This is a genomic window from Novosphingopyxis iocasae, assembly GCF_014334095.1.
In the GTDB taxonomy this organism is placed as follows: Bacteria; Pseudomonadota; Alphaproteobacteria; order Sphingomonadales; family Sphingomonadaceae; genus Novosphingopyxis; species Novosphingopyxis iocasae.
This window is the reverse complement of sequence record NZ_CP060495.1, coordinates 3,045,738-3,058,699: the sequence shown is the minus strand read 5'-3', so window position 1 is coordinate 3,058,699 and position 12,962 is coordinate 3,045,738. Positions and strand designations below refer to the sequence as shown.

The following is a 12,962-nucleotide window of genomic DNA, read 5'->3' as shown; positions in this document are numbered from 1 at the left end:
AGGGCTCCCTCCACTCTCATTCCGAGATTGGGGTCTCCCGAGGGATCAGGCGGCTAGCGCAGGGAGGACGGACGAGGCTCTCGACACCGGCACGAACAGCCGCGTGCGGTAGCGGATGATCTCGGTGAAGCAGCCCTTGCCCTTGTACCAGTCGAGCCGATCGGGCGAAAATCCGGTCAGTTCAAGGCGCTGTTCGCCGCCAACCAGCGCACGCTTCACTGTGAGTGGATCGTGGCTTGCGAGGCCCAACGGTTTGCCGCTGGCGAGGACGAGGTCGCCGATCTGATCGGGTGCCGGTCCGACAACCCCGGAAAGGCCAAAGGTCTCGGCAATTGCGGCGAGATCGACATTGAGCACTTCGCGGCCGATGATCGACTGACCGTCCTCGGCAACGAGCCGGGTAACGCGGACATGATCGCCGGGCAGGCGCTTCCAGACCGGAAGCAGAAGTCCGGTGGCGAGATGGACGCGCTCGGTCACCGGTGAAGCGGCGGCCTCCTCTTCCTCGGCCCGCCAGGTGCTGGTGAACGCGGTGACGCCAATTTCCTCCCAGTGGCTCTCACCAAGTGCTTCAAGCGTCCAGTTCGCGGAATTGAGCGGACGCAGAAGGCGTCGGCGTTCGACCACGGCCCCGTCGTCGGCGATGAGGCGCCGGGCTGGAACAGACAGCGCGACCTTGCCCGAGCGCGCATTGCGCAAGGGGATCGCGTGCGCGCTGCCGATCTCGTGCATCCGCACCAGGCGCTGCAACCGCAGAGGCCGAAGGTACCTTACCACCTCGAGCGAGACGAGGCGGGTCTCCGCTCCGGTCACGGGGTCGGTGCGCAGGAGCTCATCGGCGAGGACCGTGAAGCGATCGACCCTGATGGTTTCCAGTCCCTGGTCGAGCGTTCCGGCCTCGCGCGCGGCTTCGATCCGCGCTTCCACCAGCCCGAGATACTCGTCGAATATGGCGTTCTGCAGCGCGATCGGCAGCGCGAGGATGCGGTTGAGCCAGCGCTGGATCGTGGGGAGATTGTCGGTCAGCCCGCCATCGGGATTTTCAAGCCGGAGGCCGGTGCGCTCCACGAAGTTGCCGAAGCTCGTGGCCTCGAGCTTGCCGTCATAGAGCAGCTGGAACCAGCGGCTGAGCGCGTCGCGTGCATAGTCGCTTTCGAGATTGTCTGCCGGATCGAACAGGTTCTGTCCGCCGGTCTGGCGCTGACCTCGCGTGAGCGCGCCCAATGCATCGAGCCTGCGGGCAATGGTCGAGATGAAGCGGCGCTCGCCCTTCACATCGGTGGTGACCGGGCGGAACAGCGGGGCCGAGGCCTGGTTGGTGCGGTTGGTGCGGCCGAGCCCCTGGATGGCGTTGTCAGCGCGCCAGCCCGGCTCGAGCAGGAAATGAACCCGGCGCTGCTGGTTCCTGGCGCCCAAATCAGCATGGTAGGAACGCCCAGTCCCGCCCGCATCCGAAAAGACCAGGATGCGCTTGGTTCCTTCCATGAAGCCTTGCGCTTCTGCCACGTTGGCGCTTGGGCTTCGCCGTTCGAGGCGCTGCTGGCCATCGCGCCCCAGGACAAGCCTGCGGGTTCGGCCTGTGACCTCGGCTACGGCTTCGGTTCCAAAGTGCTCAATGATCGCATCGAGCGCTGTGGCGATCGGCGGCAGCGCGCAGAGTTGCTCGATCAGTGCATCGCGTGCTGCCACGGCGCGCGGGCAGAAAACGGGATTGCCCTCCCCGTCGCTCATCGCCTCGGAGCGAAGATTGCCATCCTCGTCGGCGAAGACCTGCATCAGGCGCACCGGGAAGCTCTTCGCAAGATAGTCGATGACGTATTCACGCGGCGAGAGATCGATATCGAGCGCTTCGCGTTCCTCGTCGGAGAGGTCGGCGAGGCGCCGGTCGAGCATAGCCTCGGCGGTCGAGACCAGCTGCACGACAACCGAATGGTCTTCGCCAAGCGCCGCTTCCATCGCGGGGATCAGGCTCGGCAGTTTCATGGAGAGCAGGAGTTGGGCAAAGAAGCGCTGCTTGGTGCCTTCGAAGATCGACAGCGCCGCAGCCTTGGCGTTGCGGTTGAGCGTATCGCCGCTGTCCTCGTCGACCACGCGGGTCGCTTCGAGCGCCGCCTCGAGATTGCGGTGAATGATCGCCCAGGCCTCGGCATAGGCATCGTAGATCCGCACCTGTGCTTCGCTCAGGTTATGTTCGAGGATTTCGTACTCGACCCCGGCGAAGGACAGCGCACGGGCGAGATAGAGGCCCTGCGCCTTGAGGTCGCGGGCGACGAGTTCCATCGCCGCGACGCCGCCAGCGCGGATCTCGGTCATGAACGCCTCGTGGGTCGGGAAAGCAGTCTCGGGTCCCCAGAGACCAAGCCGGGATGTGTAGCCAAGGTTGGCGATATCCGAAGCGCCAGTGGCAGACGCGTAGAGCACCCGGGCGCGCGGCAGATGGTTCTGCAGCCTGAGGCCCGCCATGCCCTGTTCGGAGCCCCTGACCTTGCCGCGGTTTGAAGAGCCACCGAGTGCATTGGCCATGGCGTGAGCCTCGTCGAAGGCAATCACGCCGTCGAAACTCTCACCCGCCCAGGCAAGGAGCTGGTCTAGCCGCGTGTCCTCGGCGCGGCCCGAGCGCAGCGTCGGATAGGTGACGAAGAGAATGCCTTCGGACATCGTTACGGGGTGACCGAGCTTCCAACGCGAGAGCGGCTGGATATCGAGCGGCAGGCCGCCAAGCGCCTCCCAGTCGCGGCGCGCATCTTCAAGCAACGCCTCGTTCTTGGTGATCCAGACATGGCGGCGCTCGCCTGTGAGCCACCGATCCATGATAACCGCTGCGATCTGCCGTCCCTTACCCGCTCCGGTCCCGTCGCCAAGGAAGAAGCCCTGTCGGTAGGCGTGCCCATCTTCGGACAGTTCCAGCGAGGTGCCCTCCTGGCTGACACTGAACTGACCCGGAAGATCGCGCGCGAACGCCTGGGCAGCGTAGACCAGTGTCTCGCATTGCGCTTCGGAGAGCAGGCCACCGGCCTGCCAACCTGCGGGGAGACGCGGGGTGACTTCAGGCTTCGGTGCCGCGACCGAACCCATGGCGACCGATTCCACGAGCGGGGTGGGATGAACCGGCGCGTCTTCGAACGCGATGCGGCTGGGCCGGTAAGGCAGGTAGATGCCTGTCTGTTCAGGCACCGGCGCAGGTTCGGTTAGGACCGAATAGGTCAGGTCGATCACATTCGTTGTGGCTCTTTGTGTCGCTTCAAAAGGCGCCACCGGCCGGATCGGCGTTCGTTGGGTCGAAGTCTTGCCAAGGAGACGCACTGGCTTGCCGACTGGCAGACGATGGAGGCTGGCGGAGGTCTGCGTTCGTGGCGGGAGCGCAGTGATGAGCTCGTGGAGCTCGATCAGGTCAGCAGTAGCTCCGGTGATCGGGGGCGAGGACGCGGTCGGCGTCTTGTCGATCACGACCAAGCGAACGGCAATTCCCGTGCCCGTCCGGCGAAACATCTGCTGCAGCCGGACATCGAGGAGCAGCGACGCTTCGTCCTGTGCCTTGGCGAAAGTGGAAGCATTGAAGCCGTCAGGCATGATGGCGACAATCCTCGCGCCACTGGCAGCGGCCCGGATTGCACCGCGTAGGTGACGCATAGCGGTCTCACCGTCCTTGCCGCGTTCCAGGCTGTGAGCGAACGGCGGGTTCGTCAGCACGGCAGACGGAACATGGCCGCGAAGCAAGTCGGCGATCAGTTCCCCGTCATGCGCAGTGATGGTGGCCGTGGGGAAGACGTGGGCCAGACCGTCTCGTCTTGCCGGATCGATCTCGTTGAGAAGCAGCGAAGCGTTCTGGAGGCAACCCCAGAGAGCAAGGGCACCATTGCCTGCGGACGGTTCGAGGAGCGTGTCTTGCGCGCAGACAGCTGCGGCCTTCGCCATCAGCCAGGCCAGCATTGGCGGGGTCGAGAACTGCTGGAGCTCGACCTGTGCTTCGCTGCGAACGTGCCGCGGCGGCAAGGCTGCTTCGAGCAAGTCGAACCGCGCTTCGGCTTCGTGTACATTCGTCGCCAGATCGATCCGTGAGGACTCTCGAAGCCAGAGTAGTGCGGCGATCTCGACCGCGCTGTTGTAGTCGTCGATCGTCCAGGCACCTCCCCAGTCCAGAACACCGGTCTCTTCGGCGAACAGCCCGGAAATGTCGGTACGGGTAAGATGACGTCCCGAAGCAAGAAGCGCGGCAACTCGGGTGCCAATGGCATAGGCCATGGGCATGGACGGCAACTGCTCGCCGGCGGGAAACAGGTCAGATTGAAACATGGCAATTCGTCCTCCTGATGGGGGCATCGGGACACGCCCTCTGCCGGATCAGGAATTCGAGAAGCTCTCTCTCCTCTACCGCGCCGCTTTGCGGCGCAGCCATGCTGTAAGTTCATCGTTCCAGTCGGTGTCGCGTGAGGATGGTTTGCCAACGTGGATCGTCCGCCCATCGCGGGCATAAGCGGCCAGGCCACGCGACGCGGCCAGCTCGCCGCCAGCATCGTGATCGACGAAGAGGTGAAGTTCGGTGACGCTCTCGGGCACGCTGACGAGGCCAAAGCGCTCATTGCCCAATGTCGCCCAGGCGGGGATGCCGGTAAGAGCATAGGCCGACATCGCGCTCTCGACCCCCTCGGCAAGGCCAAGCTTGCCGGAAACTGGAGCGAAGAGACGAACAGCAGCTTCACCGAGCGCGCCGAGCGCGCGTTTCGGCTTTTCGAAAGCGGCCTTGCCTGAAGCCTCGGTAGACAGGAACGTGCGGTGGATGGCGATCGGGCCCTCGTCGAGGCTGACTGCCGCGATCATGGCGGGCAGAAAGCGGGCCCGTCCTTTCGGGCCAAGCGGCGTTCGTGGATGGAAGCGGAGCGCCGGAGATGCGGCGAGGATGCCGCGGCTTTCAAGATATGCCTTTGCCGGACTGGCACGCAGTGGCTGTGCATCGCGCCAGATCCTCAGCGCTACCGCCGAGGGTTTGCGGGTGCTGGTCGATTCGGGTTCGTTGGTGGTCGCAGAACCTGAAAAAAGCGCCGGTGCCTCGAAACCTTCACGCGCCAGAGCAGCCAGCACGCTCTGCTGATCGCATCCCGCGAAACAGTGGAAGAGGATGGCCTGTCGGCCGAGCGACACACCGAGTGACGGCGTGCGGTCATCATGCGCGGGGCAACAGGCCATGCCCTTTGTGCCGGACCATTTGCCCCCACGCGATTCGCAAATGCGACGGGCGGTCTCGGCAAGCGACCGGTTGGGATGAGTTTGGACAGACAGGGACATGCGAGCTCCTCAGCATGCAAAGTGGCCCCCTCATCAGCGCTCCTCTCCTCTCCCAAAGGCAGGCGTTCGCCGCTTTCCTACAGGCATATGTTCTATCTATGTTCTCTTGTGATTCGAATCAATGGAGCACCACTCGAGATGACCTCCCTCAATCGTCTGACTGCGATAGCGGTCGCATGTCTGGAGATGATCGCGACCTCCTCACAGCAGGTCCGCGCCCAAGATTTCACTTTGTTCGAGCACGCGATCGTTCCACCGAAGACGGACCAGCAGCCGGCAAGGCAATATCTACCTGCAATCTACCAGACAGGGCCAGCAGACGTATCCTACCGGGAAGGCCTGTATATGGCGGCAATAGCCGAGGCCGAGCGCCGTTACGGGCTTCCGACCAATCTGCTTCGTGCTCTCATCTGGGCTGAGTCCCGCTTCAATCCGATGGCTGTTAGTCCAGCCGGTGCTGCCGGGCTGGCTCAGCTTATGCCGGCCACGGCGCGAGAACTGGGCGTCCGTAATCGTCATGACCCTCTTGCATCGATCGACGGTGGCGCCCGGTATCTTCGCGATATGTTGGACCGGTTCGACGCGGTCCACCTGGCCTTGGCTGCTTACAATGCTGGCCCAGGTGCCGTCTCCCGATCACGCGGCATTCCCAACAATGGTGAAACGCCGCAATATGTCCGGACTGTGTTGGGACGTTGGCAAGCAATTGGTACGTACAATTGACGAAACTACCTGATTTCCGGCTATTGTGTGAAATCATGTGCCGGAATGAAGACGGACAACGCCAGTGAATGAGACCCCCGGTGAGCCGTTCGACTTTCGCAAGGCGTTGAAGGCACAGAAACGCCGGAAGCTGAGAAAGGAGATCGCGTTGGGTTTGGGAGCATTCGCGATCGTATTTGCTGGAGGGATGCTGGCACTCAACTGGCCAGTCCATGATGCCAGCCTTGCTAACGACGATCAGCAGCCTCAGGCTTTATTCCAGCAAGCAAGCTCCCCACAATTCGACATCTGCGGATCGATCCGGCGCACATGTGTCGTGGATGGAGATACTTTCTGGCTTGATGGCGTGAAGATCCGGATTGCCGACATCGACACTCCCGAGATCAGCGAGCCTCGTTGCGACTATGAATACCAGCTCGGCATGCGCGCGACGCACCGCCTTGTCGAATTGCTGAATGGCGGGCCCTTTGAACTGAGGACCATCGGTAGCAGAGACGAGGATCAGTACGGTCGCAAATTGCGGGTTGTAACGCGCGGCGGCCGCTCGCTTGGCGATCAGCTGGTCAGCGAAGGCCTGGCGCGAACCTGGACCGGGAGACGTGAACCATGGTGCTGAACCGCGATCAGGAATTGTGGGCCGTCGCGCTCTGGGTCGAAAAGAACCATGGCGAAGAGGGAATCGCGTATATCGCGCAGCAAATCCAGCGGCTATCCAACGAAGGGGACGAGGCTGGCATAGCAACGTGGAAGACTGTTGCTGAACGGTTCGATCAGCTTAGCTGCCAAAGCTCTACGAACTGAGGCTCGGCACGATGCGGGGGTGGCTTAAGGTCTGGGGCATCAGAATTGAGTTCGCCTTGCTCGCGTCAGTGTCCCTGATAGGGCTGGTCCTGAGCCTTCAATCCTGCACTGGCTGAGAAGAAATTCGATCTCCGATCAACCCTTCGCAAACTTCCCTATGATGACCTTTCCTCCAGTCCGGAGCTCATCGAGGTAGTCGCTCCACCATTGAGCCATCCGCACGCGCTCGTCCCAATGCTTGCCGCGATGGTAGATGCCACGCACAACATTGCTGTCGCCATGTGCCAAGGCACGCTCGATCGCATCAGGATTCCAAAGGCCCGACTCGTTCAGGAATGTCGATGCTGTCGCCCGGAGTCCATGAGCGGTGACTTCTTCCTTCGAGTATCCCATGCGACGGAATGCGGCATTGAGCGTGTTTTCACTCATGGGACGCTTGGAGCTGCGCGCAGACGGGAAAACATATCCTTCGCGGCCGAGCATCTCGGCCAGATCAGTGAGATAGCCTCTAACCTGCTTGGAAAGCGGGACGGCATGCGCTCGGCGCGCTTTCATTTTACCGGCAGGGATCTTCCAGACCCCATCGACGAGGTCGATCTCATGCCATTCGGCGTGCCGGAGTTCGCCGGGGCGCACAAACACGTGCGGCGCGATCTGCAAAGCCAACTTCGTCACCATGTAGCCAGTGAAGTCGTCGATGGCGCGGAGCAACCCGCCTAGCTCGGTGGGCTCGAGAATTGCTGCATAATGCTTGGCTCGCGGCGTTACGAGTGCACCCTTCAGCATACTGGTCGGATCGGATTTGCAACGGGTCGTTGCGACACCATAGCGAAACACGCGGCCTGCGAACGAGCGGCATTTCTTCGCAGTCTCGTGCTTACCCGTGGCTTCTAGTCGTTTAAGAGGAGCCAGGACTTCGAACGGCTCGATCTCGTTGATGGGTCGGTTCCCGATGGCAGGCGCAAGCTTGTCGAGGAAATAATTGGCCTTGACGATCGTGCCATCGGCACGGCCATTCTGGACCATCATCTGTTCAATATACTCACGTGCAACTGCCTCGAACGTCTGTGCAGAAAGGAACTCGGCGCGGATTTTCCGCTTCCGCTTCTCAAAGGCCGGGTCGCCGCCAGAGGCAACAGCTAGTCGTGCCTCGTAGGCTGCGTCTCGCGCTTGCTTGAGGCTGATTTCGGGATAGCTGCCGATGCAGAGCTTCTTTTGCGCACCGCCGGTCCGGTATCGGAATCGCCAAAGCTTGCCGCCGGTCGGCGTGACCTCAACATATAGGCCGCGCTCATCGGTGACCTTGTACGGCTTATCCTTGGGCTTGAGTGCGCGGAGGCGAGTATCTGTCAGCGGCATGTGGGGGCCTTTTCATCTGGGCCTTTGCGAAACGGCCTCAAAAGGCCCACAAAAGTGTCTGGAAGCCCCGAGAACAGGCGGGACGATCCGGAACGATCCAAGGGCCAAATCCCTAGGATTTCTGCGGGTTTTATAGATTATTTGGGAGAACGTGAGAAGAACAAATGGTGCCCAGAAGAGGACTCGAACCTCCACGACCATACGGTCACCAGCACCTGAAGCTGGCGCGTCTACCAATTCCGCCATCTGGGCTGATCACGGGAAGGCGCGTCCTACCGTCTGGCGCGGCATTGTCAATGGAAGAAACTGATGCTGCGTGACGAAAGATGCGTTTGCAGGCAGCGGGAGCTTTCGCGCCGCTTGCCGATTGGTATAGGAACAGATTGAACGGAGCCGAAGCGCTTCCATCCAGAAACGAAGACAGGACGATCATGCAGAACCAGTTGGTGACGGTTTTCGGCGGCGGCGGTTTCCTGGGCCGCTATGTTTGCGAGGAATTGCTGAAGGCGGGCTGGCGCATCCGGATCGCCGAGCGCGATCCGTCGAACGCGGTTGGTATCAAGCCGATGGGCGGCCTAGGCCAGACGCAGTTCGTATCCTGCGACATCACCAAGAAGGATGGCCCGCTGCGGGCCGCGCGCGGAAGCGATGCGATCGTCAACCTGTGCGGCGCTTTTGCCGATCGCGGCGAGGATGTGAACCGTGACGGCGCGGACCATATCGCCAAGGCCGCAGCGCAGATCGGCGTGAAGGCGTTTGTCCATGTTTCTGCCATCGGCGCAGATCCGGAGAGCAACAGCGTCTACGGGGAGACCAAGGGCGAAGGCGAACAGCGGGTTCGCAAGGCGTTTGCCAACGCCACCATCATGCGCCCTTCGGTGATTTTCGGCCCGGACGACGATTTCCTCAATCGTTTCGCCAACATCATCCGCATGAGCCCGGTGGTGCCGGTGATCGCCGCCAGCACGAAGTTCCAGCCTGTATTCGCGGCGGATGTCGCGGCGGCCATCGCCCGTGCGGTAGCGGAGCCGTTCACGTTCGGAGGCCAGACCTTCGAGCTGGGCGGGCCGGAGCGCATGACGATGATGGAACTGAACCGCTGGATCGCACATGAAATCCGCGCCGAGCGCCTTTTCATCGAAGTACCGTTCACCGCCGCATTCGGCCTTGCGCTCTTTACGCGCTGGCTTCCCAAGCCGCCGATCACCGACGATCAGCTAATCATGCTGAAGAAGGACAACGTAGTGGCAGAGGATGCCAAAACCTTGCAGGATTTGGGCATCGAACCGAAGCCGCTTGCGAGCATCGCGCCCGACTATCTGATCAAGTACCGTCGCCACGGCCGCTTCAGCAGCAAGGCGCGCACCGCCTGATGCGGCCGCAGGGGGCGGCGCTCGCTCAGAAGAAATAAAGCAGCGCCACGCCCATCAGCACACGGTAAACCACGAACACCATCATCGACGCGTTTTTCAGGAAGCGCATCAAGAACACCATGGTCGCCAAGGCCGCGAGGAAGGTGAGGCCACCGGTAATCAGCGCCTCGACCAACAGCGCGCTGTCCGCGTTCAGCAGATCCGGCACGATCAGCACCCCTGCCCCGGCAATTGCCGGGATCGACAGCAAGAACGAAAAGCGGGCTGCCTCAACGCGGGCAAAGCCCAGCGTCCGCGCCATCGTCATGGTGACACCCGAACGGCTGGTGCCCGGAATAAGCGCAAGCGACTGGGCGAGGCCGACCAGCAGGCCGTCGAGAAAACGAACATTTTCAAAGCTGCGGTTGGTGCGGCCGAACTTGTCGGCAACGCCGAGCAGGATGCCGTAGACGATCAGGTTCACGGCGATGAGATGCGTCAGACGCAGCGATTCGAGCAGGTCATCATTCTTGATCTGCAGGTTGAACATCGTCTGGAAAACGCCGTTCAGCATTCCCGTCTTGATCGCCAGACCCACGACGACGGCGGGAATGGTGCCGATGATGATCCACCAGAACAGCCGCTTCTCCTGCGGTGCATTGCCGATGCCGATGCTCGCAAAGCCGCCGCGTGCAAGACCCGCCACATCGCGAAAGAAATAGGTGACGATCGCCAGCAGCGAACCGACATGCACGGCGATATCGATCATCGGACCCTGATCTTCGAAACCTGTCAGATAAGGCAGGATGATGAGGTGGCCCGAAGAGCTGATCGGCAAAAACTCGGTGACCCCTTGAACGAGCGCGATCAGGAGCATTTGAATGAAGGACATGCGCGATTTCCGGCTTGATGGAGAAGCGTTCGCGCGCGGCTTTAGGCTTTGCGCCGGGCAAAGTCAGCCGGGATGTTAGGTCCGGTGCGGACGTTCTTTCAATGCAGCTTCGCAATAAAATTATCTCCGGCCCTTCGAAATGTTCAATTTAGGTAATAAGTACTTTCCCATTGCGCGGAAAGTGGCTGACAAGCGCCCTCATCCAGCTTAGTCCCGCGCGCATGAGTGACAGGATGCTTCAATTCGTGGATCGCCAGCAGAGCTATCCCGACAAACGCCCCGCCGATGCCCGCGCGCAGGACTTCCGCGAGATCGCGGATCGCTATGCGCGCGAGGCAGCCGAGGACCAGTCGGCGCGCTGCTCGCAATGCGGCGTGCCCTATTGTTCGGTCCATTGCCCGCTGCACAATCATATTCCGGACTGGCTGCGCCTGACCGCGGAGGGACGGCTGCGCGAGGCCTATGAGATGTCGAACATGACCTCGACCATGCCGGAAATCTGCGGACGCATTTGCCCGCAGGACCGATTGTGCGAAGGCAATTGCGTGATCGAATTTTCCGGCCATGGCGCGGTGACGATCGGCTCGGTCGAGAAATATATCACTGACACCGCCTGGGCCGAAGGCTGGGTGGAGCCGCTGCAGCCGGGGCCGGACCGCGGCCAGTCCGTCGCCGTGATCGGCGCTGGACCGGCGGGCCTTTCCGCAGCGGAATATCTGCGCGTCGGCGGTTATGAGGTGCATGTTTACGACCGGCATGACCGCAGCGGCGGCCTGCTCACTTACGGCATTCCCGGCTTCAAGCTGGAGAAGGAAGTGGTGATGCGCCGTGTCGATCGCCTGAAGGACGGCGGCATCCACTTCCACGAAGGTTTTGCGGTGGGCAAAGACGCCACGCTGGACGAGCTGCGCGAAAAGCATGACGCGATCCTGATCGCGACCGGCGTGTACAAGGCGCGCGACCTGAAGGCGCCGGGCAGCGGCCATGACGGCATTGTGCCTGCGCTGGATTTCCTGATCGCCAGCAACCGCAAGGGCTTCGGCGACAGCGTGCCGGAATATGACGACGGCTCTCTGAATGCGGCAAACCGTCATGTGGTGGTGGTTGGCGGCGGCGACACCGCGATGGACTGCGTTCGCACCGCGATCCGCCAGGGCGCGAAATCGGTGAAGTGCCTCTACCGCCGGGACCGGGATAATATGCCCGGATCGCAGCGCGAGGTTGTCAACGCGGAAGAGGAAGGCGTCGAGTTCGTCTGGTTGAGCGGCCCCACCGCGTTCGAAGCCGATGAGAACGGCGGCGTCACCACCCTTCGCGGCACGCGCATGAAGTTGGGCCAGCCCGATGCCAGCGGCCGCCGCGCGCCCGAACCCGATCCGGAAGGCGATTTTACGCTGGAGGCCGATCTCGTCATCAAGGCGCTCGGCTTCGAAGCGGAAGATCTGCCGATACTGTTCGGTGCTGAAGACCTCTCGGTCACCCGCTGGGGCACGCTGCGCATCGACCATGAGACGATGATGACGAGCCTGGACGGCGTGTTCGCTGCCGGAGACATCGTGCGCGGCGCCAGCCTCGTCGTATGGGCCATCCGCGACGGACGCGAAGTGAGCGAGGCGATGCACCGTTATTTGCGCGCCAAGAAGCTGGAAGAGAAGGAAGCAGCATGAAATCGAACGCCCTTTTGCTTGCCGCCGGTCTTGCGCTGGCCAGCCCCGGCTACGCACAGGAGAATAACGAGGCCCCGGACGCGGTCGCCGTCACAGCAGATGATGAGCGCGCCTCGGACGGTCTGAGCGATGCCGAACAAGCGGAAGCGCAGGCTGCGCTTTCGAAAATGTTCGACGGCATGGCGCAAGATTTGCGTGCCGATCTCGAGCCGGTCGATCCGGAGCGGCTGGCGCTGGCCGGACCAATTGCATCGAAGGTACTGCCCGATGGCGTGATGCGAGACATGATGTCGAAGAGCTTCGACATGGTTTCGAAGATGATGGAAACCATGGCCGAAGGGTTGCCGCTCTCGACCATCGCCGCTGTCGGCGGACTGTCCATGGATGAGGCGACTTCGCTGGATGACGCGACGGTGGGCGAAGTCATGGCCATCGTCGATCCCTATTATAAGCAGCGATCGTTGCAGATGTTCGATCGGATGACGGTGGTGATGGGCGGCATTGCGGCCGAGATGGAGCCGCTTATGCGCACCGCCCTCGGACGGGCCTATGCGAAGCGGTTCACGAGCGATCAGCTTGCCGCCATCGGCGCGTTCATGGACACGCCCGCCGGCAGCGCCTTCGCTGCCGAGAGCTACCGCATTTACACGGACCCCGAGATGATGGTCGCAACGGCCGAAATGATGCCCAAGATGATGGCACGACTGCCCGAATTAATGGCAGCGGTAGAGAAGGACGCGCTTCCCCCGCCGCGGCAGATCGATGATCTGAGCGCCGAGGAAAAAGCCAAGCTGGCGGACCTGCTCGATGTCGATGTCGACGACCTTTCCGATCCGCCTACGGACGAGATGATGTCTGAAGAAAGTGACGCAATCTAGCGGGTGA

Annotated in this window: 10 protein-coding genes and 1 tRNA gene; 6 read left to right on the top strand and 5 right to left on the bottom strand. The window is 61.9% G+C overall.

The window, feature by feature from the left end; genetic code table 11:
• Positions 1-45: 45 nt before the first annotated feature.
• Both H7X45_RS14610 and H7X45_RS14605 read right to left on the bottom strand, forming a co-directional pair.
• Positions 46-4,293, bottom strand: a complete 4,248-nt coding sequence (locus H7X45_RS14610) for a strawberry notch family protein (protein ID WP_187335492.1) — start codon at positions 4,291-4,293, stop codon at positions 46-48.
• A 75-nt stretch (positions 4,294-4,368) separates the two neighbouring features.
• Complete coding sequence (locus H7X45_RS14605; RefSeq protein ID WP_214645508.1) at positions 4,369-5,283, bottom strand: DUF7146 domain-containing protein; 915 nt, start codon at positions 5,281-5,283, stop codon at positions 4,369-4,371.
• A gap of 138 nt (positions 5,284-5,421) precedes the next feature.
• Here H7X45_RS14605 and H7X45_RS14600 point away from each other — a divergent pair, with 138 nt between their 5' ends.
• The 3 genes from H7X45_RS14600 to H7X45_RS14590 all read left to right on the top strand — a co-directional run bounded on the left by H7X45_RS14600 (position 5,422) and on the right by H7X45_RS14590 (position 6,807).
• A complete protein-coding gene (locus tag H7X45_RS14600; RefSeq protein WP_187335491.1) occupies positions 5,422-6,006 on the top strand; it encodes a lytic transglycosylase domain-containing protein in 585 nt (194 codons plus the stop codon).
• A 64-nt stretch (positions 6,007-6,070) separates the two neighbouring features.
• Positions 6,071-6,622 (top strand): thermonuclease family protein, encoded by a 552-nt coding sequence (locus H7X45_RS14595; protein ID WP_187335490.1) that lies wholly within the window; start codon positions 6,071-6,073, stop codon positions 6,620-6,622.
• The gene (locus tag H7X45_RS14590) at positions 6,613-6,807 is read left to right on the top strand and encodes a DUF6961 family protein (protein WP_050601784.1); all 195 of its coding nucleotides are present in this window, start codon (positions 6,613-6,615) and stop codon (positions 6,805-6,807) included. The genes H7X45_RS14595 and H7X45_RS14590 overlap by 10 nt, the downstream gene beginning before the upstream one ends.
• A gap of 135 nt (positions 6,808-6,942) precedes the next feature.
• Here the strand turns inward: H7X45_RS14590 and H7X45_RS14585 are convergent, their stop codons facing one another.
• A complete protein-coding gene (locus tag H7X45_RS14585; protein ID WP_187335489.1) occupies positions 6,943-8,166 on the bottom strand; it encodes a tyrosine-type recombinase/integrase in 1,224 nt (407 codons plus the stop codon).
• Between the two features lie 165 nt (positions 8,167-8,331).
• A tRNA-Leu gene (locus tag H7X45_RS14580) sits at positions 8,332-8,418 on the bottom strand.
• 179 nt (positions 8,419-8,597) lie between these two features.
• On the opposite strand from H7X45_RS14580, the gene H7X45_RS14575 reads away from it, so the two are divergent.
• The gene (locus tag H7X45_RS14575; protein ID WP_187335488.1) at positions 8,598-9,539 is read left to right on the top strand and encodes a complex I NDUFA9 subunit family protein; all 942 of its coding nucleotides are present in this window, start codon (positions 8,598-8,600) and stop codon (positions 9,537-9,539) included.
• A 25-nt stretch (positions 9,540-9,564) separates the two neighbouring features.
• Here the strand turns inward: H7X45_RS14575 and H7X45_RS14570 are convergent, their stop codons facing one another.
• Positions 9,565-10,410, bottom strand: a complete 846-nt coding sequence (locus H7X45_RS14570) for an undecaprenyl-diphosphate phosphatase (RefSeq protein ID WP_187335487.1) — start codon at positions 10,408-10,410, stop codon at positions 9,565-9,567.
• Between the two features lie 233 nt (positions 10,411-10,643).
• Between H7X45_RS14570 and H7X45_RS14565 the strand changes: the two genes are divergently transcribed.
• Together H7X45_RS14565 and H7X45_RS14560 are read left to right on the top strand one after the other, a co-directional pair.
• Positions 10,644-12,077, top strand: a complete 1,434-nt coding sequence (locus H7X45_RS14565; RefSeq protein WP_425498176.1) for an NAD(P)-dependent oxidoreductase — start codon at positions 10,644-10,646, stop codon at positions 12,075-12,077.
• Complete coding sequence (locus H7X45_RS14560) at positions 12,074-12,955, top strand: DUF2059 domain-containing protein (protein WP_187335485.1); 882 nt, start codon at positions 12,074-12,076, stop codon at positions 12,953-12,955. Before H7X45_RS14565 ends, H7X45_RS14560 begins: the two co-directional genes overlap by 4 nt.
• Positions 12,956-12,962: the final 7 nt, after the last annotated feature.

Coding starts and splice junctions, on each gene's coding strand:
- H7X45_RS14610 (WP_187335492.1), bottom strand. CDS start 4,293: ATGTTTCAATCTGACCTGTTTCCCGCCGGCGAGCAGTTGCCGTCCATG.
- H7X45_RS14605 (WP_214645508.1), bottom strand. CDS start 5,283: ATGTCCCTGTCTGTCCAAACTCATCCCAACCGGTCGCTTGCCGAGACC.
- H7X45_RS14600 (WP_187335491.1), top strand. CDS start 5,422: ATGACCTCCCTCAATCGTCTGACTGCGATAGCGGTCGCATGTCTGGAG.
- H7X45_RS14590 (WP_050601784.1), top strand. CDS start 6,613: ATGGTGCTGAACCGCGATCAGGAATTGTGGGCCGTCGCGCTCTGGGTC.
- H7X45_RS14585 (WP_187335489.1), bottom strand. CDS start 8,166: ATGCCGCTGACAGATACTCGCCTCCGCGCACTCAAGCCCAAGGATAAG.
- H7X45_RS14575 (WP_187335488.1), top strand. CDS start 8,598: ATGCAGAACCAGTTGGTGACGGTTTTCGGCGGCGGCGGTTTCCTGGGC.
- H7X45_RS14570 (WP_187335487.1), bottom strand. CDS start 10,410: ATGTCCTTCATTCAAATGCTCCTGATCGCGCTCGTTCAAGGGGTCACC.
- H7X45_RS14565 (WP_425498176.1), top strand. CDS start 10,644: ATGCTTCAATTCGTGGATCGCCAGCAGAGCTATCCCGACAAACGCCCC.
- H7X45_RS14560 (WP_187335485.1), top strand. CDS start 12,074: ATGAAATCGAACGCCCTTTTGCTTGCCGCCGGTCTTGCGCTGGCCAGC.